Below are 21,108 nucleotides of genomic sequence, written 5' to 3'. Positions count from 1 at the left end.
CGTAGCAAGGGCGGCGCTCCGTCACGATGTATGCGAACAGGCGCCATGCATACACATGGCGCCCGTTACCCTGCCACTTACTTGGTCAGGATAAAACCCTTCAGCTTCGAGAATGCCGTTTCCAGCAGATCTTTTTGCTGGGCGTAGTGCTTGTCATAGTAACCGACAGCAGGCGACGCCGAAGCAGGACGGCCGGCGTAAGCCAGACGCTGACCCGATTCCAGGCCTTCGAAGATGTTGTGCTGGATCTGGAACCAGGCGCCCTGGTTTTGCGGCTCGTCCTGGGCCCATACCACTTCGACCAGGTTCGGGAACTTCTTCAGTTCAGCTGCGAACGACTTGTGCGGGAACGGATACAGCTGTTCCAGGCGCACGATGGCCGTGTCGGTCTGGCCGCGTGTCTTGCGTGCGTTGACCAGGTCGTAGTAGACCTTGCCCGAGCAGGCGACGACGCGCTTGACTTTCTTGGCATCGATTTTGTCGTCGACTTCGCCGATCACGGTCTGGAAACCACCCTTGGCCAGGTCGGTCAGCGGCGAACCGGCATCCTTGTTGCGCAACAGCGACTTCGGCGTCAGGATGACCAGCGGCTTGCGGAACTGGCGCACCATCTGGCGGCGCAGCAAATGGAAGATCTGCGAAGCCGTCGTCGGCTGCACCACTTGCATGTTGTTGTCTGCGCACAGCTGCAGGAAACGCTCGGGACGCGCGGACGAGTGCTCAGGACCCTGGCCTTCGTAACCGTGCGGCAGCATCATGACCAGGCCCGAAGCGCGGCCCCACTTCACTTCGCCGGAGCTGATGAATTGGTCGATCACCACTTGCGCGCCGTTGGCGAAGTCGCCGAACTGGGCTTCCCAGATCGTCAGCGTGTTCGGTTCAGCGGTCGAGTAGCCGTATTCGAAGGCCAGTACGGCTTCTTCGGACAGCACCGAGTCGATGACGGTGAACGGCGCCTGGTTGTCCGACACGTTTTGCAGCGGAATGTAGGTACCGGCATCCCAGCGCTCGCGGTTCTGGTCATGCAAGACGGCGTGGCGGTGCACGAAGGTGCCGCGGCCCGCATCCTGGCCCGTCAGGCGGATGGCGTAGCCGGACGATACCAGCGAAGCGTAGGCCAGGTGTTCGCCCATGCCCCAGTCCAGGTTCATTTCGCCGCGGCCCATGGTGGCGCGGTCGCCCAGGACTTTTTCCACCAGCGAGTGGACCTTGAAGTCTTCCGGCACGGTGGTGATGCGCGTGGCCAGGCGTTTCAGCTCCGTCATCGGCACGGCGGTGTCGGCCGAATCGGTCCATTTCTTGTTCAGGAACGGCAGCCAGTCGACGGCGTACTTGTTCTTGAAGTTCGAGATGACCGGATCGACGGTATGCTTGCCGGCGTCCATGGCGTCGCGGAAAGCGGCCACCATCTTGTCGCCGCCATCGGCAGGGATCACGCCTTGCGCCACCAGCTTGTCCGCGTACAGCTTGCGGGTGCCTGGATGCTGGCCGATCTTCTTGTACATCAGTGGCTGCGTCAGTGCCGGCGTATCCTGCTCATTGTGGCCCAGCTTGCGGTAGCAGATGATGTCGAGGACGATGTCCTTCTTGAATTCCATGCGGTAGTCGAGCGCGATTTGCGTCGCCAGCACCACGGCTTCAGGATCATCGGCGTTGATGTGCAGGACCGGTGCTTCGATCATCTTGACGACGTCCGAGCAGTACAGGGTCGAGCGCGCATCGCGCGGATCCGAAGTGGTGAAACCGATCTGGTTGTTGATCACGATATGCACCGTGCCGCCCGTATGGTAGCCACGGGTTTGCGCCAGATTCAGCGTTTCCATGACCACGCCCTGGCCGGCGAAAGCGGCATCGCCGTGCACCAGGATAGGCAGCACTTGCGCGCCCTGCGCGTCGCCGCGGCGATCCATGCGGGCCTTGACGGAACCTTCGACCACAGGGTTGACGATTTCCAGGTGCGACGGGTTGAACGCCAGCGACAGGTGGACCGGGCCGCCCGCGGTGGAGATGTCCGACGAGAAGCCTTGATGGTACTTCACGTCGCCGGCAGGCAGGTCGTCGCCATGCTTGCCTTCGAATTCTTCGAACAGTTCCTGCGGCGCCTTGCCAAGGGTGTTCACCAGTACGTTCAGGCGGCCGCGGTGGGCCATGCCGATGACGATTTCCTGCACGCCTTTTTCGCCGGCGCGCTGGATGGTTTCATCCATCGAGGCGATGAAGGTTTCGCCGCCTTCCAGGGAGAAGCGCTTCTGGCCCACGTAACGGGTGTGCAGATAGCGTTCCAGGCCTTCAGCCGCGGTCAGGCGGTCGAGGATGTGGATTTTTTTCTCTGGAGTGAAATTCGGGGTGGAGCGGATCGATTCCAGTTTCTCTTGCAACCAGCGCTTTTCGGCCGGGTCGGAGATGTACATGAATTCGGCGCCGATCGAACGCGTGTAGGTATCGCGCAGATAGTTCAGCAGATCGCGCAGGGTGGCGGTCTCGGGGCCAAAATAGGTATTGCTGATGTTGAACACGGTGTCCATGTCCGCATCGGTGAATCCGTAGAAGCTCGGCTCGAGCTCAGGGATCATCGGACGTTCCTGGCGTTGCAGCGGATCCAGGTTGGCCCAGTGCGAACCGAGGTAGCGGTAAGCGGCGATCAACTGTGTCGCGGCGACGCGCTTGCGGCCCATTTCAGCATCGAAGGAAGCGGTCACGGTGCGGATCGGACCAGCTTTTGCGCGCTCGGCGAACGAGGCGACGACGGAGGCATGCGCCACGTCAGGCTTGTTGCTGCCATCGACGGCAGGCACGTGCTGCATCGCGTCGAAGTAGGAGCGCCAGTTATCGGGTACCGAGCCTGGGTTGTTCAGATACGCCTCGTACAGGTCTTCCACGTACGGAGCATTCCCACCGAACAGGTAGGAGTTGGTCGTTAATTGCTGCATATATTGCTCACCTTTCTTCGCGTTTCGCGAGGAATTAGCGGGTTAATCTAACCTTCCGCGACACGGCCTGACCGGTTAGCGGATTGCACATCAAGTTGTGGGGAAGGGCTTTTTTATTGCACCAGCATTCTGCATACCGTCATTTAGAATAGCACGCGGTATTGTAACGCAACAACGACAAGTTGAATTTTATTTGGCAAGCAAATGTAAGCTGCGTGCTGATTTTACCGGGCTTGCCAGCCTGTTACTGTTGCGCTTACGGCACTTTCACACCCGCGCTGGCGTGCCGCTTGCGCCCGACTGGTCTGCCCGGCAACGGCGCCGCCGCGATGGCCGCCAGCCAATCGGCATCGCCGGCAAACCAGTCCACCAGGAAGTCGAGCATGGTGCGCAGCAGCGGCGACATGTGCTGGCGCGAGGTGTAGATACCATAGATGCCCATGTCCTGCGGCACGTAAGCGGGCAGCAGCTCCACCAGTTGCCCGCTGGCGATCAGCGGCGCGGCCGAATAGCGCGGCTGCATGGCGATGCCCGCCCCCGCCACCGTCGCCACCAGCAGCACCAGCGACTCATTCGCCGACAGGCGGCCGCTGACGGGGACAGTGAGCGCTTCCCCGTCGTGCGTGAACTGCCACAGGCTCTTGCCGAAATACGTATAGGTCAGGCAGTTATGCAGGGCCAGGTCTTGCGCCCGGCGCGGCGTGCCGTGCGCCGCCAGATACGATGGTGCGGCGCACACCACCGAGGCGCAACTGGCCAGCTGGCGCGCGATCAGGTTCGGTTCGAGCGCGTTCGTGATGCGGATCGCCAGGTCGATGCGCTGCTCCACCAGGTTGACGGCGCGGTTCTCCATCTGCAGGTCGACGGCGGCGCGCGGGTAGCGCCGCAGGTAAGCGGTCACTGCGCCAGCGAGCGCCGTCTGCGCCAGTGATTGCGAGCAGGTAATGCGCAGCAAGCCGTGCGGCGTGTCGACCTCCCCGGGCGAGGCGACGGCCATGGCGCCGGCCACTTCCAGCATCTGCCGGCAGCGCGCCAGCGTGGCCTCGCCCGCGTCCGTCAGGCTCAGCCGGCGCGTGGTGCGATGCAGCAGGCGCGCCCCCGCCCACTGCTCCATCTCGGCCAGGTAGCGCGTCACCATGGCGCGCGACATATCGAGCGCCTCGCTGGCGGCCACCATGCTGCCACGCTCGGCGATGGCGACGAATACTTGTGCGGCGGTGATGCGATCCATGCGGGTACTCCCTTGATTCATCCGATCCATGCAACTAAGTATTGCAATCTACCCTATTTGTCGCATTTGGTCGAAAGGATAATATGCAGCAAGAGTATCGAATATCGAAAGAATCCTATGCTGGCACGCGCCGCCCGCCCCTCCGGCACCCTTGACGCCTTCCGCCTGGACGTGCTGGGCCGCGCGCCGTCCACCTCGCTGCTGCTGAGCGGCATGGCCGATGCCATCCTCGTCAATGCCCAGTTCCTGCGCGACGATGCGGCGCAGTTAGCGCACACCATCACCGCCAGCGGCAAGCGCCTGACCACCATCTATATCAGCGCGGCCGAACCGCAAGCCTATTTCGGCCTGGGCGTGCTGCAGCAAGCCTTTCCGCACGCCGACATCCTGGCCAGCGGCGCCACGGTCGAGGCAATCCGGCGCCAGGCCGGCGCCAGGGTCGCCCACTGGGGCGGCATCCTCAAGCACAATGCGCCGCGCCGCATCGTCATGCCGCACATCCATGAGGGCGCCAGCCTGCAGCTCGAAGGCGGCAGCGTGTGCCTGCAGTCGCTGCTGGCGGCGCTCGACTGATCCGGGCATCTTCCGCGCATAAAAAAACGGGCCGAAGCCCGTTTTTTGTTTGCTCGATACCGCCGTGGATTAACGCTTGTCCAGTGGCAGTACTTCGCGCGTGGTCGAACCGACGAACAGCTGGCGCGGACGGCCGATTTTTTGCTCTGGGTCGGCGATCATTTCGTTCCACTGGGCGATCCAGCCGATCGTACGGGCCATAGCGAAGATACCGGTGAACAGCGACACAGGGATGCCCAGCGCCGATTGCACGATGCCCGAGTAGAAGTCGACGTTCGGGTACAGTTTGCGCGACACGAAGTACTCGTCGTTCAGCGCAATCTTTTCCAGTTCCATCGCCAGCTTGAACAGCGGGTCGTCTTGCAGACCCAGTTCTTGCAGCACTTCGTAGCAGGTTTCACGCATCAGCTTGGCGCGTGGATCGAAGTTCTTGTACACGCGGTGGCCAAAGCCCATCAGCTTGACGCCGGAGTTCTTGTCCTTGACTTGCTCGATGAAGGCAGGGATGTTCTCGACGGTGCCGATTTCCTTCAGCATGTTGAGTGCCGCTTCGTTGGCGCCACCGTGGGCAGGGCCCCACAGGCAGGCGATACCAGCAGCGATACAGGCGAACGGATTGGCGCCCGACGAACCGGCCAGACGGACGGTCGATGTCGATGCGTTTTGCTCGTGGTCCGCGTGCAGGATCAGGATGCGGTCCAGGGCGCGCACCAGCACGTCGTTGACCTTGTACTCTTCGCACGGATTGGCGAACATCATGTGCATGAAGTTGGCGCTGTACGACAGGTCGTTGCGTGGGTACACGAACGGCTGGCCGACCGAGTACTTGTAGGTCATGGCGACCAGGGTTGGCATCTTGGCGATCAGGCGGATGGCCGACACTTCGCGGTGACGCGGGTCGTTGATGTCCAGCGAATCATGGTAGAACGATGCCAGCGCGCCGACGGTGCCCACCAGGACCGACATCGGATGCGCGTCGCGGCGGAAGCCACGGAAGAAGAATTGCATCTGTTCGTGCACCATCGTGTGCTTGGTGACGGTGTCGACGAACTTGGCTTTCTGCGCCGCGTTCGGCAGTTCGCCGTTCAGCAGCAGGTAGCACGATTCCATGAAGTCGGCGTTGACGGCCAACTGTTCGATCGGGTAACCACGGTACAGCAGCTCGCCCTTGTCGCCGTCGATGTAGGTGATCGACGAGTTGCAGGCGGCCGTCGACATAAAGCCTGGGTCGTAGGTGAACTTGCCGCTACCGGCGTACAGTTTGCGGATGTCGATGACGTCCGGGCCAACCGTGCCTTTGTAGATTGGAAATTCAAGCGATGGGCTGCCATCGGAGAACGACAGGGTAGCTTTTGTGTCAGAGATATTCATGGGCTCTTCCTTCTCGGGAGTGAGTCGAAATTAAAATCAAAAATTCTGGCTGCAATTCGCACAGCAATTCGGCAGTGCTACAGCGCGCCACTCGCACCGTTTGCAATATATCGCCCAGGCGTCTAGGCAATGCGCAGTCGTTGCAGCAGTGCGCGCACATGCGGCAGATCGACTTCGCCTTCCGGCTCTTTACGGGCCAGTACCAGATCCATTAATGCATTGTCCGATAAATCCAGCAAACGCGTCAGCGCGTCAACTTCTTCATCGGTCAATTCGGTTTCATACGCATCGAGAAAACGGGTCAGGATAATGTCGTTTTCCAGCAAGCCACGGCGTGAACGCCAGCGCAGGCGGGCGCGGTTGGCCGGGTCGGCCTGATGCGAGGACAAAATTGATTCTGTCATTTGGTTTACCACTTTACGTACTGCTTTGCAGGCGCCGCCTGCAGACAAGAGAGGATACCCTCTTCCCGCAAACGGCGCCCGGCGGACGCGATCAGACGAATCAGATCGCGCGGCGGACCATCAATTCCTTGATCTTGCCGATCGCCTTGTTCGGGTTCAAGCCTTTCGGGCAGACGTCGACACAGTTCATGATCGAATGGCAGCGGAACAGGCGGTACGGGTCTTCCAGGTTGTCCAGACGCGCGCCGGTGGCTTCGTCGCGCGAATCGGCGATGAAGCGGTAGGCTTGCAGCAGGCCGGCCGGGCCGACGAATTTGTCCGGATTCCACCAGAACGACGGGCACGACGTGGAGCAGCATGCGCACAGGATGCACTCGTACAGGCCATCGAGTTCTTCACGCTGTTCCGGCGACTGCAGGCGCTCTTTTTCAGGCGGGATCGAATCGTTGATCAGGAAAGGCTTGATCGAATCGTACTGCTTGAAAAATTGCGTCATGTCGACGATCAGGTCGCGGATGACTGGCAAACCTGGCAACGGACGCAGCACGATAGGCTCCGACAGTTCGTTCAGGTTGGTGGTGCAGGCCAAGCCGTTCTTGCCGTTGATGTTCATCGCGTCCGAACCGCACACGCCTTCGCGGCACGAGCGGCGCAGGGCCAGCGAGTCATCGACGTCCGCCTTGATGCGCTGCAATGCATCGAGCAGCATCTTGTCGGTGTCTTTCAGTTCGACCGTCAGGTCTTGCATGTACGGCTTGGCATCCTGGTCAGGATCGTAGCGGTAAATTTTGAATTTAAGAGTGCGTGCCATGGTATAGCCTTAGAAAGTACGTGGTTTCGGTTTGAAGGTATCAACCGTCAGCGGCTTGGTCACGACTGGCTTGTATGCCAGTCGGTTGCCTTCCGAATACCACAGAGTGTGCTTCATCCAGTTGTCGTCGTCACGTTGCGGATAGTCGTCCTGGGCGTGGGCGCCGCGCGATTCCTTGCGGGCGGCTGCCGAAACGATGGTCGCTTTCGCCGTTTCGATCAGGTTGTCCAGTTCCAGCGCTTCCACGCGGGCCGTGTTGAAGACCATCGATTTATCCTTGAAGGAGACGTGCTTGCGGCGCTCGTCGAGCTTCATGATTTCTTCGACGCCCTTGTTCAGCATCTCGTCGGTACGGAACACGCCGCAGTACTTCTGCATCGTTGCGCGGATGTCGTTCGCCACGCCCTGCACGGTTTCCGAACCGGTCGAATTTTCCAGGCGCGCCAGGCGGCCCATGGCAAATTCGGCGGCGTCGGCTGGCAAAGGCTTGTTTTCCTTGGCTTTCAGGCCGCTGTTGACGATGTGGTTGCCGGCCGCGCGGCCGAAGACCACCAGGTCGAGCAGCGAGTTCGTGCCCAGGCGGTTGGCGCCGTGCACGGACACGCAGGCGCATTCGCCGATCGCGTACAGGCCATTGACGATCTTCGCCGAATTATCCGGACCGGTCGGGGTGACGACCTGGCCGTGGATGTTCGTCGGAATACCGCCCATCTGGTAGTGAATCGTCGGCACGACAGGAATCGGTTCCTTGGTGGCGTCGACGTTGGCGAACTTGTGGCCGATTTCCAGGATCGACGGCAGGCGCTTGGCGATGGTGTCGGCGCCGATATGGCGCAGGTCCAGCATCACGTGGTCCTTGTTCGGACCGCAGCCACGGCCTTCCTTGATTTCCTGGTCCATCGAACGCGAGACGAAGTCGCGCGGCGCCAGATCCTTCAAGGTCGGCGCATAGCGCTCCATGAAGCGTTCGCCTTCGCTATTGATCAGGATGCCGCCTTCGCCGCGCACGCCTTCGGTGATCAAGACGCCCGCGCCGGCCACGCCGGTCGGGTGGAACTGCCAGAATTCCATGTCCTGCAGCGGCAGACCGGCGCGTGCCGCCATGCCCATGCCGTCGCCCGTGTTGATGAAGGCATTCGTCGAGGCGGCGAAGATGCGGCCTGCGCCGCCCGTTGCCATGACCGTCGTCTTTGCTTCCAGGATCATGCATTCGCCGGTTTCCATTTCCAGCGCGACGACACCGATCACGTCGCCTTCGGCGTCACGGATCAGGTCGATGGCCATCCATTCGACGAAGAAGTGCGTACGGGCGCGCACGTTGCGCTGGTACAGCGTGTGCAACAGGGCGTGACCGGTACGGTCGGCTGCCGCGCAAGCGCGCTGCACCGGCTTTTCGCCGAAGTGGGCCGTGTGGCCGCCGAAGGGACGCTGATAAATGGTGCCGTCAGGGTTGCGGTCGAATGGCATGCCGAAGTGTTCCAGCTCGTACACGACCTTCGGTGCTTCACGGCACATGAATTCGATGGCATCCTGGTCGCCCAGATAGTCGCCACCCTTGACGGTGTCGAACATGTGCCAGAACCAGTTGTCTTCGGCCATGTTGCCGAGCGACGCGCCGATACCGCCCTGCGCCGCCACGGTGTGCGAGCGGGTCGGGAAAACTTTCGACAAAACAGCGACGTTCAGACCGGCTTCAGCCAGTTGCAACGACGCGCGCATGCCGGAACCGCCGGCGCCAACGATGACCGCGTCAAAGCGGCGGGTAGGGATTGCAGATTTATATGCTGCCACGATTACACACTCCAGAGTATCTGTACCGTCCAGCCGGCACAAGCGATCAACCACAGCATGGTGGCAATTTGCAGGGTCAGACGGAGGCCAGCGCTTTTCACGTAGTCCATCCAGATGTCGCGTACGCCGACCCATGCGTGGTAGAACAGGGCGACGAAAGTCACCAAGCTGAACAATTTAAACCACTGCTGTGCGAACAGACCAGCCCAGCCTTCATAGCTGAAGTTGCTGCCAGTCAAGAAAGAAATCAGCAGGATGGCCACATAAGCCACCATGACGATGGCGGTGACGCGTTGCGCCAGCCAGTCGCGCAAGCCGTAATGGGCACCGACGACGAGGCGTTTCGGTCCGATGTTATTGTCTGCCATTAAAATACTCCAAACAGTTTCAAAGCGACCAATACCGTCAACACCACGCTCACGACCAGTACGGACGTCGCGGTCTTGCGGGCCGAATCTTTTTCGATGGCAACGTGCACATCCATGAACAGGTGACGGATGCCGGCGCAGAAGTGGTGCAGGAAGGCCCAGACCAGAGCCAGGGTGATCAGCTTGACGAACCAGTGCGAGGCGATGCCCTGGAAGTAAGCGTAGGACATTTCGGAACGCAAGCTCTGTTCCAGCATGTACAGGATGCAGGGCAGCAGGGCGAACATGATGAAACCGCTGATGCGATGCAGGATCGAGACGATGGCGCCGACGGCCATGCGGTAGTTCGACAATTCGGTAACATGAATGTTACGGAATTCCGGCCGTTCTTTTTTTGGTACTTCTCTTACGGCTTCAGACATAACAAAAACCTCCCCTTGATAACTAAATATTGAAGCGAAGCCGCGATTTTCGCCGATTTTCGCAACCCACACCAATATCTATTGTTGCATATAACCAAAATGGTTTTTTACTACAAAATATCGCGCTACTTTCCGTAGTTCACGTAATTTAATTACAGAATCGCCGGCAAAGCACGGCCCGCCGGAGCGGGCCATGCTTTAGCTGCGCTTTCTGCTGTCTCCGCTGCCCGCCTTGCGACAGGCATCTTGCAAGCGATGCACTTCAGCCTTGCTGCTTGTCCGGGCACCCGCAGGCGCCCCGCCGCTTCAGCTGAGTTCATTCTGATAATGATGGCGACTGGTCAGATACAAGCCCCGGCGCAGTTCGACCGGCTTGTCGCCGTAGGTAAACGACACGCGCTCGGAACTGAGCAAGGGCGTGCCGAGGTCAATATTTAACAATTGCGCGGCGCCCGCGTCGGCGCACACGGCGCGGATCTGTTCGGACGCGCGGATCATGCGCGTGCCAAATTCCGTTTCGAACAGGCCGTACATGGGGCCCTTGTATTCCACCAGGCGCTCGGCCGTCAGGCCCTTGAAGATCAGGCCGGGCAGCCACAGCTCCTCGACGATGGTCGGCACGCCGTCGAAATACTGCACGCGCTTGATGAAGATGACGGCGTCGCCGGACTTCAGGTCCATCAGGCGCGCCACGTCGGCCGGCGCGCGCACGCGCTTGACTTCGATAAATTTACTTTCGGGATAATGCGGCACGCCTTCGTCCGGCACCAGGCGCAGGAAACGGAAATGCGCGCGCGCCTCATGGTGGGTGGAAACGAAGGTGCCCTTGCCCTGGCGGCGCATGACGAGGTTCTCGGCGGCCAGTTCGTCGATGGCCTTGCGCACCGTGCCCTGACTGACCTTGAAGCGCCCTGCCAGCTCGACTTCGCTGGGAATGAGCTCGCCCGGCTTCCACTCGCCCGATTGCAGGCTCTGCGTGATGAGCGCCTTGATCTGCTGGTACAGGGGACTGAAGGTGGGCGAAGCGCTGGCGACGGGCATGGCCGGCGTAGTGGTATTGACGCTGGCCACCACGGTGACGGGCGTGCTGGCCGCTGCGGCGGCGGGCGTGGCCGGGCTGCCCGCGGTCGGACTGACCGCCCCGCTTGCAGCAGTGGCATTATTGGTCAGATTGGACGAGGCGGAATTCATAGTCCGACATTTCAACACAAATCACTGCCCGCGTCCAGTAAAACACTCGTAGTTATCTGTCTTATATAAGACATAAGATATGATTGACAGATACAGATCGGAGGCCTAAACTGCCTTCGATAAAACTTGTGAGCCAGCGTTTTATGTTGTCGGCCAGCCACTCTGGCCTCGTGCAGCACGAGCGTGACGGCGGCGTACACCAGCAATTCGGTGGCGCGTGCCGGTTTTGGTATCATTATAGTTTTTCCGGATAAGCGTAAGCCCAGCTTCAAGCCCGTTTTCTTTCCCATTTTTGGAGATTCATCATGGCTAAAACCCCAATGCGTGTTGCAGTGACCGGCGCCGCCGGCCAGATCGGCTACGCCCTGTTGTTCCGCATCGCCAATGGCGACATGCTCGGCAAAGACCAGCCTGTCATCTTGCAACTGCTTGAAATCCCGGACGAAAAAGCCCAGAAGGCGCTCAAGGGCGTGATGATGGAAATCGACGACTGCGCCTTCCCGCTGCTGACGGAAATGACCGCCCACTCCGATCCGCTGACCGCCTTCAAGGATGTCGACGTGGCCGTACTGGTTGGCGCGCGTCCACGCGGCCCAGGCATGGAACGCAAGGACCTGCTGGAAGCGAACGCCCAGATCTTCACGGTACAAGGCAAGGCGCTCGACGCCGTCGCTTCGCGCAATGTCAAAGTCCTGGTGGTCGGCAACCCTGCCAACACCAACGCTTACATCGCCATGAAATCGGCACCGTCGCTGCCGGCGAAAAACTTCACCGCCATGCTGCGCCTGGACCACAACCGCGCGCTGTCGCAAGTCGCTGCCAAGACCGGCACCGCCGTCAAGGATATCGAGAAGCTGACCGTCTGGGGCAACCACTCGCCAACCATGTACGCCGACTACCGTTTCGCCACCGTCAACGGCAAGGCCGTCAAGGACCTGATCAACGACCAGGAATGGAACGCCAACGTGTTCCTGCCGACCGTCGGCAAGCGCGGCGCGGCCATCATCGAAGCGCGCGGCCTGTCGTCGGCAGCGTCGGCGGCGAACGCCGCCATCGACCACATCCATGACTGGATGCTGGGCACGGCTGGCAAGTGGACCACCATGGGCGTACCTTCCGATGGCTCGTATGGCATCCCTGAAGGCACCGTGTTCGGCTTCCCGGTCACCACCGACAACGGTGAGTACACCATCGTTCAAGGCCTGGAAATCGATGCATTCTCGCAAGAGCGCATCAACCTGACCCTGAAAGAGCTGACCGAAGAGCGCGAAGGCGTGAAGCACCTGCTGGCTTAAATCCAGTATTGGCGGCGCGGCCTGAGCGCCGCCCGCCAAGAAGGCCGCCCCGCGAGATTCGCGGCGCGGCTGTTTTATCAAGTAGTTTTTACCTGCAGAAATGCCTTAAGCATGCACCCTTCCGAGGTTTTATTCCAAGGCAAACGCCAGCCGCTGTTGCTCGCCGCTTGCGACCACTACGCCGGCTCTGAAAAGCTGATGCGTAAATCGATTGCTTTGCAACAAGAGCTTGGGCCCCTGTTCGACATCACGTTCGACTGCGAGGACGGCGCCAGCGCCGGCAATGAAGAGTCCCACGCCCACATGATCGCCGGCCTGCTGGCCAGCGACGAGAACCAGTTCAACCGCATCGGCGTGCGCGTGCACGACGTCGACAGCCCTTTTTTCGCGCGCGACGTGGAAATCATCTGCAGCGCCGCATCGCGCCTGGCCTACATCGCCGTGCCCAAGGTGGGCGGCGTGCAGGATGCCATGCTGGCCATCGACCTGATCAACCTGCACGCGCGCCGCGCCGGCCGCGACAACCTGCCCGTGCACATCCTGATCGAAACGCATGGCGCGCTGCGCGACGCCTACGCGATCGCCGCCCTGCCCCAGGTCGAATGCCTGTCCTTCGGCATCATGGATTTCGTTTCGGCCCATTACGGCGCCATTCCCGCCGCCGCCATGCGCACGCCGGGCCAATTTACGCACCCGCTGGTGGTGCGCGCCAAGCTCGAAGTGGCGGCCGCCTGCCACGCGCACGGCAAGGTGCCGTCGCATAACGTGACGACGGACGTGCGCGATTCGGCCGTGGTGGCCAACGACGCCCAGCGCGCGACAGCCGAGTTCGGCTATACGCGCATGTGGAGCATCCACCCGGACCAGATCAAGCCCATCATCAAGGCCTTCACGCCGCGCCTGTCCGAAGTCAACGAGGCCAGCAACATCCTCAATGAAGCGCTGCGCGCCAACTGGGGACCGATTGCGCAAAATGGCCGCTTGCACGACCGCGCCAGCTACCGATATTATTGGACCGTTTTGCAACGCGCCAAACTGGCGGGCCTCGGCCTGCCCGAGGCGGCCGCTGCATTGCTCAACACCCCCTCTTCCAGCTCCACTGAAAACTGACAGGAATTACACGATGTCCCTCTCCAAATTAGCCATTGCCTGCAGCGTCGCGCTGGGCGCCATGACCCTCACGCTGACGCCAGCCAGCTTCGCCGCCACGGCAGAGGCAAATCCCAAGGCAGTCAAGGCCAAGGCCAAGCCAAAGGCCAAGACCACCAAGGCCAAGGCGGCCGTCAAGGAAGACCATCCGCTCGCCATGTCGGTCGCCGACAAGGAAGAAGCCGATGAACCGAACACCGCAGGCTCGGCCTCCACGGATTTCAATTGTGAACTTGGTAATAAAATTACCATCTACACCAATGCGACTGACGACAAACACATCGCCCTGCGCTGGAAGAAGCGCCTGCACCGCCTGAGCCGCGTTGGCACCACCACCGGCGCCAACCGCTTCGAAAACCGCTTGTACGGCCTGGTCTGGATCGGCATCCCGGCCAAAGGCATGCTGCTCGATTCCAAGCAGGGCCGCCAGTTGGCCAATGAATGCAAGGATGCGGAGCAAGCCAAGCCGGCGGCAGTGCTGGAAGCGGCGCCATCGCTGGGCGTCTTGCCAGTCACCGGCGGCTGATGTGCGTAGCAAGGGCCTCTTCGGGGGCTCAGTCATGTTTTGTAATTTGAATAATCAATAAATAGACGATACCCAACAAGGAGAGGTCATGTCCCGCAACACTCTGAACACGCTCAAGGACTTTAATATTTCGGATAGCAAGAAGGGCAAGCTGTATTCCCTGCCGGCACTGGAAAAAAGCCTGGGCATCAATGTCTCCCGCCTGCCAGTGTCGATTCGTATCGTGCTCGAATCGGTATTGCGCAACTGCGACGGCAAAAAAGTCACCGAAGAACACGTCAAGCAATTGGCGAGCTGGGGCCCGACCGCCGAGCGCACCGACGAGATCCCGTTCGTAGTGGCGCGCGTCGTGCTGCAAGACTTCACCGGCGTACCGCTGCTGGCCGACCTGGCGGCGATGCGCAACGTGGCCGCCAAGATGGGTATCGACGCCAAGAAGATCGAACCGCTGGTGCCGGTCGACCTGGTGGTCGACCACTCGGTGACCATCGATCACTACCGCGAAAAGAAAGCGCTGGACCTGAACATGAAACTGGAATTCTCGCGTAACAACGAGCGTTACCAGTTCATGAAATGGGGCATGCAGGCATTCGACACCTTCGGCGTCGTGCCACCAGGCTTCGGCATCGTCCACCAGGTCAACCTGGAATATCTGGCACGCGGCGTGCACCACGCAGGCAAGAAAGCCGGCGACGTGTACTACCCTGACACCCTGGTCGGCACCGACTCGCACACCACCATGATCAACGGCATCGGCGTGGTCGGCTGGGGCGTGGGCGGCATCGAGGCGGAAGCCGGCATGCTGGGCCAGCCAGTCTACTTCCTGACGCCTGACGTGATCGGCGTGAACCTGACCGGCGCGCTGCGCGAAGGCTGCACCGCCACCGATCTGGTGCTGACCATCACCGAATTGCTGCGCAAAGAGAAAGTCGTCGGCAAGTTCGTCGAATTCTTCGGCGAAGGCACCGAATCGCTGACCCTGACGGACCGCGCGACGATCGCCAACATGGCACCGGAATACGGCGCGACCATGGGCTTCTTCCCGGTCGACGACGCGACCATCGATTATTTCAAGGGCACCGGCCGCAGCAAGGCTGAAATCGCCGCGTTCGAAAGCTACTTCAAGGCGCAAAACCTGTACGGCATTCCAAAAGCGGGCGACATCGACTACACCCGCGTGGTGGAACTGAACCTGGCCACGGTCGCACCGTCGCTGGCCGGCCCGAAACGCCCGCAAGACCGTATCGAAATCGGCAACGTCAAGGCGAACTTCGCCGAACTGTTCGCCAAGCCAACGAGCGAAAATGGTTTCAACAAGAATCCGGCCGACCTGAACGCCGTGTACGAAACGACCAATAACGTCAAAGTGTCGAACGGCGACGTGCTGATCGCCGCGATCACTTCGTGCACCAACACCTCGAACCCGAGCGTGATGCTGGCTGCCGGCCTGCTGGCCAAGAAAGCCGTCGAAGCCGGCCTGAAAGTCGCACCGCACATCAAGACTTCGCTGGCCCCTGGCTCGCGCGTCGTCACCGAGTACCTGACGGCCGCCGGCCTGCTGCCGTACCTGGAAAAACTGGGCTTCGGCGTGACCGCCTACGGCTGCACCACCTGTATCGGCAATGCGGGCGACCTGACGCCTGAGCTGAACGCCGCCATTGCCACGCACGACATCGTCGCGTCGGCCGTGCTGTCGGGTAACCGCAACTTCGAAGCGCGTATTCACCCGAACATCCGCTCGAACTTCCTGGCCTCGCCACCGCTGGTCGTCGCCTACGCCATCGCCGGCAACATGACGCGCGACCTGATGACGGAACCTGTCGGCAAGGGCAAGGGCGGCAAGGACGTCTACCTGGGCGACATCTGGCCGACCTCGGCTGAAGTGTCGGCCATGATGAAGTTCGCCATGAACGCCAAGGTGTTCAAGGACAACTACGCGGACGTCAAGGGCGCGCCAGGCAAGCTGTGGGAAAAAGTCACCACCGTCTCCGGTCAAGTCTACAACTGGCCGAAATCGACCTACATCGCTGAACCACCGTTCTTCGACAACTTCTCGATGACGCCAGCGGCAGTGGCCACCGGCATCGAAGGCGCGCGCGCGCTGGGCGTGTTCGGCGATTCCATCACCACCGACCACATCTCGCCAGCCGGCTCGATCCAGGAAAATGGTCCTGCAGGCAAATGGCTGAAGGAAAACGGCGTCCTGAAAGCGGACTTCAACTCCTACGGCTCGCGTCGCGGTAACCATGAAATCATGATGCGCGGCACGTTTGCCAACGTGCGCATCAAGAACCGCATGATCCCTGCGAAAGCGGACGGTTCGGCGGTCGAAGGCGGCATCACGATCCACCAGCCTTCCGGCGAAGAAATGTCGATCTACGACGCAGCGATGAAATATGTTGCTGAAGGCACGCCAACCATGGTCTTCGGCGGCGAAGAGTACGGTACGGGCTCGTCGCGCGACTGGGCGGCCAAAGGTACGCAACTGCTGGGCGTGAAAGCCGTGATCACCCGTTCGTTCGAGCGCATCCACCGCTCGAACCTGGTGGGCATGGGCGTGCTGCCGCTGCAATTCATCGGCGACGACAGCGTGCAAACCCTGGGCATCACCGGCAATGAAACCTTCGACCTGAAAGGCCTCGAAGGCGAAATCAAGCCACAACAACTGGCTACCCTGGTGATCCACCGCGCCGACGGCACCAGCGTCGACGTGAAAGTGCTGCTGCGCATCGATACGCCGATCGAAGTCGATTACTACAAGCATGGCGGTATCCTGCCATTCGTATTGCGTCAACTGCTGGCCGAGTAATCAGCCCAGCTGTGAGGTAAGATAAAGCGCCGGTTCCGACCGGCGTTTTTTTTCGTCCTGCCGCCCCGTTTTTACTTGAATTTTCGACTATTGGCATGATCTAAGAACAGCTTACGTATTGCGTGCGGCCGAATCCTCTACAATACGGTTATAAGGGTTTATCATTGTTTGACTGATCCATTTTTTTCACTTTCCGAGACTCTTATCCCGCTATGCGTCGTCCTTCCAAAGATTCATCCCATAAACTGACTGCCGACAGCCAGCGCCTGGTCACCTTTGCCCAGGCGATCGTACAGGCAGCCAGCCGTCTCGAAGAGCGGTCCTGGGAACACAGCCTGGATACGCAGCTCCAGAAATTACTCAAAACCGGCCACCAGGACACCATCGACAACACCCTGGGCAGCCTGTTCAAGGAAGACTTGAACGCCTACGACGTGCTGATGGACTGCGTTGAAGCCGTCAGCGAATCGACCGTCATCACGCACGAAGACGTGCGCTACGACGCCCTGCTGGTCGCCGTGCCCATCCTCGCGTGGACGCGCTTTTCCATTGCTTCCGGCCCGATGGCCGGCGATGCGCACGGCGTATTGTCGGCGCATTTCGCCGCCCACCTGCTGGCCGACGGCACGAAGATGGCCATGGCGCCGACCCTGTACTCGATCGACCAGCTGCCGCGCAGCCACGTCGAGACCTATGTCAAGACGCAGAAGCTGGCACTGGCCGCGCTGAAAGGCACGGCCGTCAAGCCCTCCAGCAAAGAGGCGGAAACGGCGCCCTTCCTGGCCGACACGCGCTACCTGCTGGTGGCCGTGGTGGCCCCAAGCGGCGCACCGCTGTTCCGCTGGCAGACGCCGGCCAGCCAGCTCGACTTCATCGCCGAGCGCAGCGCCGCCCTGGAACAATGGCGCACGCAGGCGACGCCGACCATCGCCCGCCTGCTGCCCGGCTGCGGCCTGGAACTGCTGCTGCCGGAAGCGTACTATGTGGCCTGCCGCGAAGCGGACAAGCTGATACGCCCCGTCTCCGTGCGCGCCGCCGTGCACTACCTGACGCACACCTTGGCCGTCGAGCCGTCGGAACTGCGTGCCGTCATCGCCGGCTTCGGCGAAGAAGCGGCCGATAGCCAGGTGGACGAGTATCGCATCGCCTTCACCCTGCGCCAGGCGCCGGACGTCATCTACGGCATCGTCTGGCCCCTGTACGGCCAGGAAGACGAGGATGGCACGCCGATCGAAGGCCTGATCCAGGTCGGCATCGCCGCGCTGGACAAGCAAAAGACGCCCGTCGATGAAATCATCGAGCACCTGAACGCCGCTGGCGTGACGCAGATCAAGCGCCACGCGGAACGTTTTGTCGGTGAATACTGCGACGATTGCGGCGCGCCTTTGTTTGCCGACCCTGTCGGTGAGCTGGCGCATGCGGAAATGCCCGAGGATACGCCACAGGGTACAGAGCATTTCCACTGATGCTGTAACGGTGTTGTCGGATTACGCCGTACCGGCTAATCCGACCTACGATGCCGGTACGGGCTGTAGGTCGGATTAACGCGCAGCGCGTAATCCGACAACACCACCAGCGCAGGCAAAAAAGGCGGAACCGAGGTTCCGCCTTTTTCATTGCAACGTCATTTACAACACCATCACCACTGTGAAAACGGGTGGCGGATCAGGTTTGCGTTGTAGTAGCGCGCATCGCCCGACACTTCCGCGCCGATCCAGTCGGGTTTCTCGAAGGGCTGGTCTTCCGAAGCCAGTTCGATCTCGGCCACGATCAAACCCGCATTCGCGCCCAGGAACTCGTCGACTTCCCACACCATGCCCGCGTGCTCGATGCGGTGGCGGTATTTTTCGATCAGCGGCTGTTCGCACAGGCCGTCGAGCAATTCGACGGCGTCGGCCAGCGGAATCGGATACTCCCACTCGCCGCGCGTCGCGCCCACGTTCGCGCCCTTGATGGTCAGCATCGCCTGGTCGCCCTCGATGCGCACGCGCACCACGCGCTCGCGCGCGGACGACAGGTAGCCCTGGCGCAGCAGCACCGCCTGGCCCAGGCCGCGCCAGGCCTCGCCGGCCAGCAAAAATTTACGCTCGATCTCGACACCCATGATCAACGCCGTTCAATCCAGCGACAGCAGGATAGGCTGCAGCATGGCTGCGCCCAGGGCCGCGCTGCGCGCGCCGTTCCAGCCCACGCTTGGATCCGGCAAGTCGGCGTTTTCCTTGAACGGCATTTCCAGCGTCAGCGCCAGGCAGCCGAAGTGGTGGCCGATATATTTCGACGCCAGGGTCAGCATGTCCGACTTGTACTTGCTGGCCGCGTAGCCGAACTTATCCTGGAAGTCGGGGCTGGCCTGCTTGTAGCGCTCGATGAAGGCTTTCTGGTGCGCCGCCTGGGCCGGGGTGAAGTTTTCCAGCATTTCGTTGCCGGCCACGAAGTTGTACGGCAACGCTTCATCGCCGTGGATGTCGAAGAACATATCGACGCCCGTTTCGTGGATCTTGTTTTTCACGCACAGCACTTCCGGGCTGGACGCCAGCGAAGGCGTCATCCATTCGCGGTTCAGGTTGGCGCCGGCCGCATTCGTGCGCAGGTTGCCGCGGATGGAGCCGTCCGGGTTCATGTTCGGCACGATGTGGAACACGGCGCGCTGCAGCAGTTTGCGCGCGATCGGATTGGCGTCGTCGAGCAGCGAGTCGATCAGGCCTTCGACGAACCATTCGGCCATCGATTCGCCCGGATGCTGGCGCGCGATGACCCAGATTTTCTTTTCCGCCTGCGGGTTGCCGATGGTGACCATATTCATGTCGCGGCCGTCGACCGTGCTGCCCAGGTCGGACACGCGCGCCAGCGGATGCTCGGCCACTTCGCCCAGCAGGCGCAGATGGCGTTCCCACGAATACGGTTCGAAATACGCGTAGTACACGCTGTCGAGTTCCGGCGTATGCGAAATCGTCATGACCTGGCCGTCGAACGAGGTCGGCACGCGGAACCAGTTTTCGCTGTCGTAGCTGGCCACGGCCTGGTAGTCTTCATAACCGGCCGGATAGGTGGCCTGGCCCGCGTTCAGGATGCGCAGCGTGCATGCCTGGTCCCGCGCGCCCTGCAGGCGGAAGTGGAACCACTGATGGATGTCGGCGTGGCTATCCTTGCGCAAGTTCAGGTCGATGGCACCTACGCTGGTGGCGCTTAGCACCTCGATGGCGCCCGAGTCGAAGTTCTGGCTGATTTTAATGGTCATGTAATGATCCCGTCCAAATGTAAGAGTTCCGGCGTCGCCTCGTGGGCTACCGCCGTCGCGCTAAAAACGCAGTGTAAGCTATCCCGCTATTTTCCGCCCTTTGGCCCCGTTAGCAAAGCCTGGGCGGGCGATTTATGCACCAATCCGGGGCATCGATGGCAAAGCGCCGGGCAAAAGGGCGAAAAATCGGTGCTCTGTCGCATCGACCGGACAAAAAACTGAATTGTAACAATGCCAGACACATTGGCAGCCCATCGCCATCCTATAATTCTTGCTTTCATTGAGTCGCCAGGAAAGAGTCGTGGACAAGAAGTTGACCAATATTCAGGAAAGAAAGTTACGCGAGGCCCAGTCGCGGCGCGAACACATCATCGATGTCGTGAAAGATCTCATCAAGAAGGGCGGCGCGCGCGCCGTCTCCATCCGCAAGGTGGCCGAGGCGGCCGGTTTTTCCACCACCGTCGTGTACGCCCTGTTCCGCGACAAGGCCACCCTGATCGCCCAGGCCATGGACAAGGACTTGCTGGAACTGGTGCGCGCCATGCGTGCCGCCTGCGCCAGCAGCGTTGACCCATGGGAACGCATCAGCCTGGTCGGCCGCGCCTACATCGAGTACGGTTTCCAGCATCCCGACGAATATTCGCTGATCTTCATGGAATTGCGCCCGCATGCGGAAATCGACGCCGTCGAAGTGGAACACGGCAATATCGAGCAGGATCCGTATGCGTATGCGCTGCACCTGTTCGGCGAACTGGCACAGGCGGGCCAGGTGCGCCAGGACGAGCCGGCGCTGCACACGATGACGCAAATCTTCTGGCAAGCACTGCATGGCCTCGTGTCGCTGCGCATCGTCATGGATGCGGGCGACCCATGGACGCCGCACCCGGAAATGAATGCGCATATCGACGACTTGCGGGCCGTCGTCACGACAGGCATCCGCCTGCGCTTTGCACCGGCTTCCTGACGTTTGATCCAGCGCAAACCATCCCGGCAGAAAAG

The 21,108-nt window shown here is 60.9% G+C and carries 18 protein-coding genes; 7 read left to right on the top strand and 11 right to left on the bottom strand.

Features of this window, described 5'->3' with window-relative positions; translation table 11 throughout:
* Window positions 1–77: 77 nt before the first annotated feature.
* Both KY494_RS25810 and KY494_RS25805 read right to left on the bottom strand, forming a co-directional pair.
* Window positions 78–2,930 (bottom strand): 2-oxoglutarate dehydrogenase E1 component, encoded by a 2,853-nt coding sequence (locus tag KY494_RS25810; protein WP_219133723.1) that lies wholly within the window; start codon window positions 2,928–2,930, stop codon window positions 78–80.
* A gap of 256 nt (window positions 2,931–3,186) precedes the next feature.
* Entirely contained in the window at window positions 3,187–4,161 is a 975-nt protein-coding gene (locus tag KY494_RS25805) for a LysR family transcriptional regulator (protein WP_219888684.1), read from the bottom strand.
* 117 nt (window positions 4,162–4,278) lie between these two features.
* Here KY494_RS25805 and KY494_RS25800 point away from each other — a divergent pair, with 117 nt between their 5' ends.
* Window positions 4,279–4,734, top strand: a complete 456-nt coding sequence (locus KY494_RS25800; protein WP_219888683.1) for a hypothetical protein — start codon at window positions 4,279–4,281, stop codon at window positions 4,732–4,734.
* Window positions 4,735–4,803: 69 nt separating this feature from the next.
* On the opposite strand, the gene gltA is transcribed toward KY494_RS25800, so the two are convergent.
* The 7 genes from gltA to KY494_RS25765 all read right to left on the bottom strand — a co-directional run bounded on the left by gltA (window position 4,804) and on the right by KY494_RS25765 (window position 11,092).
* On the bottom strand, window positions 4,804–6,105 hold the full coding sequence (gene gltA, locus KY494_RS25795; RefSeq protein ID WP_035820759.1) for a citrate synthase: 1,302 nt from the start codon (window positions 6,103–6,105) through the stop codon (window positions 4,804–4,806).
* Window positions 6,106–6,227: 122 nt separating this feature from the next.
* Window positions 6,228–6,509 carry a succinate dehydrogenase assembly factor 2 gene (locus tag KY494_RS25790; RefSeq protein ID WP_034752073.1) on the bottom strand — a complete coding sequence of 94 codons (282 nt, stop codon included), beginning with the start codon at window positions 6,507–6,509 and terminating at the stop codon, window positions 6,228–6,230.
* A gap of 100 nt (window positions 6,510–6,609) precedes the next feature.
* Window positions 6,610–7,320 (bottom strand): succinate dehydrogenase iron-sulfur subunit, encoded by a 711-nt coding sequence (locus KY494_RS25785; RefSeq protein WP_034752075.1) that lies wholly within the window; start codon window positions 7,318–7,320, stop codon window positions 6,610–6,612.
* A 9-nt stretch (window positions 7,321–7,329) separates the two neighbouring features.
* Window positions 7,330–9,111 carry a succinate dehydrogenase flavoprotein subunit gene (sdhA, locus tag KY494_RS25780; protein ID WP_219888682.1) on the bottom strand — a complete coding sequence of 594 codons (1,782 nt, stop codon included), beginning with the start codon at window positions 9,109–9,111 and terminating at the stop codon, window positions 7,330–7,332.
* Between the two features lie 2 nt (window positions 9,112–9,113).
* A complete protein-coding gene (gene sdhD / locus KY494_RS25775; RefSeq protein WP_034752078.1) occupies window positions 9,114–9,479 on the bottom strand; it encodes a succinate dehydrogenase, hydrophobic membrane anchor protein in 366 nt (121 codons plus the stop codon).
* Window positions 9,479–9,901: a succinate dehydrogenase, cytochrome b556 subunit gene (sdhC, locus tag KY494_RS25770; protein WP_219133727.1), complete on the bottom strand. Its 423-nt coding sequence runs from the start codon at window positions 9,899–9,901 to the stop codon at window positions 9,479–9,481. The genes sdhD and sdhC overlap by 1 nt, the downstream gene beginning before the upstream one ends.
* Window positions 9,902–10,207: 306 nt before the next feature.
* Window positions 10,208–11,092, bottom strand: a complete 885-nt coding sequence (locus KY494_RS25765; protein ID WP_219888681.1) for a GntR family transcriptional regulator — start codon at window positions 11,090–11,092, stop codon at window positions 10,208–10,210.
* Between the two features lie 305 nt (window positions 11,093–11,397).
* On the opposite strand from KY494_RS25765, the gene KY494_RS25760 reads away from it, so the two are divergent.
* The 5 genes from KY494_RS25760 (at window position 11,398) to KY494_RS25740 (ending at window position 18,337) form a co-directional block, all read left to right on the top strand.
* Window positions 11,398–12,387 (top strand): malate dehydrogenase, encoded by a 990-nt coding sequence (locus KY494_RS25760; protein ID WP_034752084.1) that lies wholly within the window; start codon window positions 11,398–11,400, stop codon window positions 12,385–12,387.
* Window positions 12,388–12,498: 111 nt separating this feature from the next.
* On the top strand, window positions 12,499–13,497 hold the full coding sequence (locus tag KY494_RS25755; RefSeq protein WP_219133729.1) for a CoA ester lyase: 999 nt from the start codon (window positions 12,499–12,501) through the stop codon (window positions 13,495–13,497).
* 13 nt (window positions 13,498–13,510) lie between these two features.
* Window positions 13,511–14,062, top strand: a complete 552-nt coding sequence (locus tag KY494_RS25750) for a hypothetical protein (protein WP_219133730.1) — start codon at window positions 13,511–13,513, stop codon at window positions 14,060–14,062.
* A gap of 88 nt (window positions 14,063–14,150) precedes the next feature.
* Complete coding sequence (acnA, locus tag KY494_RS25745; protein WP_219133731.1) at window positions 14,151–16,871, top strand: aconitate hydratase AcnA; 2,721 nt, start codon at window positions 14,151–14,153, stop codon at window positions 16,869–16,871.
* 212 nt (window positions 16,872–17,083) lie between these two features.
* Window positions 17,084–18,337, top strand: coding sequence for a DUF2863 family protein (locus tag KY494_RS25740; RefSeq protein ID WP_219133732.1), 1,254 nt, complete (start codon window positions 17,084–17,086; stop codon window positions 18,335–18,337).
* Between the two features lie 173 nt (window positions 18,338–18,510).
* Here the strand turns inward: KY494_RS25740 and KY494_RS25735 are convergent, their stop codons facing one another.
* Window positions 18,511–18,975 (bottom strand): CYTH domain-containing protein, encoded by a 465-nt coding sequence (locus KY494_RS25735; protein WP_219133733.1) that lies wholly within the window; start codon window positions 18,973–18,975, stop codon window positions 18,511–18,513.
* 12 nt (window positions 18,976–18,987) lie between these two features.
* Window positions 18,988–20,109: a M14-type cytosolic carboxypeptidase gene (locus KY494_RS25730; RefSeq protein ID WP_219888680.1), complete on the bottom strand. Its 1,122-nt coding sequence runs from the start codon at window positions 20,107–20,109 to the stop codon at window positions 18,988–18,990.
* A gap of 301 nt (window positions 20,110–20,410) precedes the next feature.
* Here KY494_RS25730 and KY494_RS25725 point away from each other — a divergent pair, with 301 nt between their 5' ends.
* Complete coding sequence (locus tag KY494_RS25725) at window positions 20,411–21,073, top strand: TetR/AcrR family transcriptional regulator (RefSeq protein WP_219888679.1); 663 nt, start codon at window positions 20,411–20,413, stop codon at window positions 21,071–21,073.
* Window positions 21,074–21,108 lie beyond the last annotated feature (35 nt).

Origin of the sequence: Janthinobacterium sp. PAMC25594 (assembly GCF_019443505.1) — a bacterium.
GTDB lineage: Bacteria > Pseudomonadota > Gammaproteobacteria > Burkholderiales > Burkholderiaceae_D > Janthinobacterium.
Note: the sequence above shows the minus strand (reverse complement) of the source record. Positions and strands in the feature narration are given on the sequence as shown.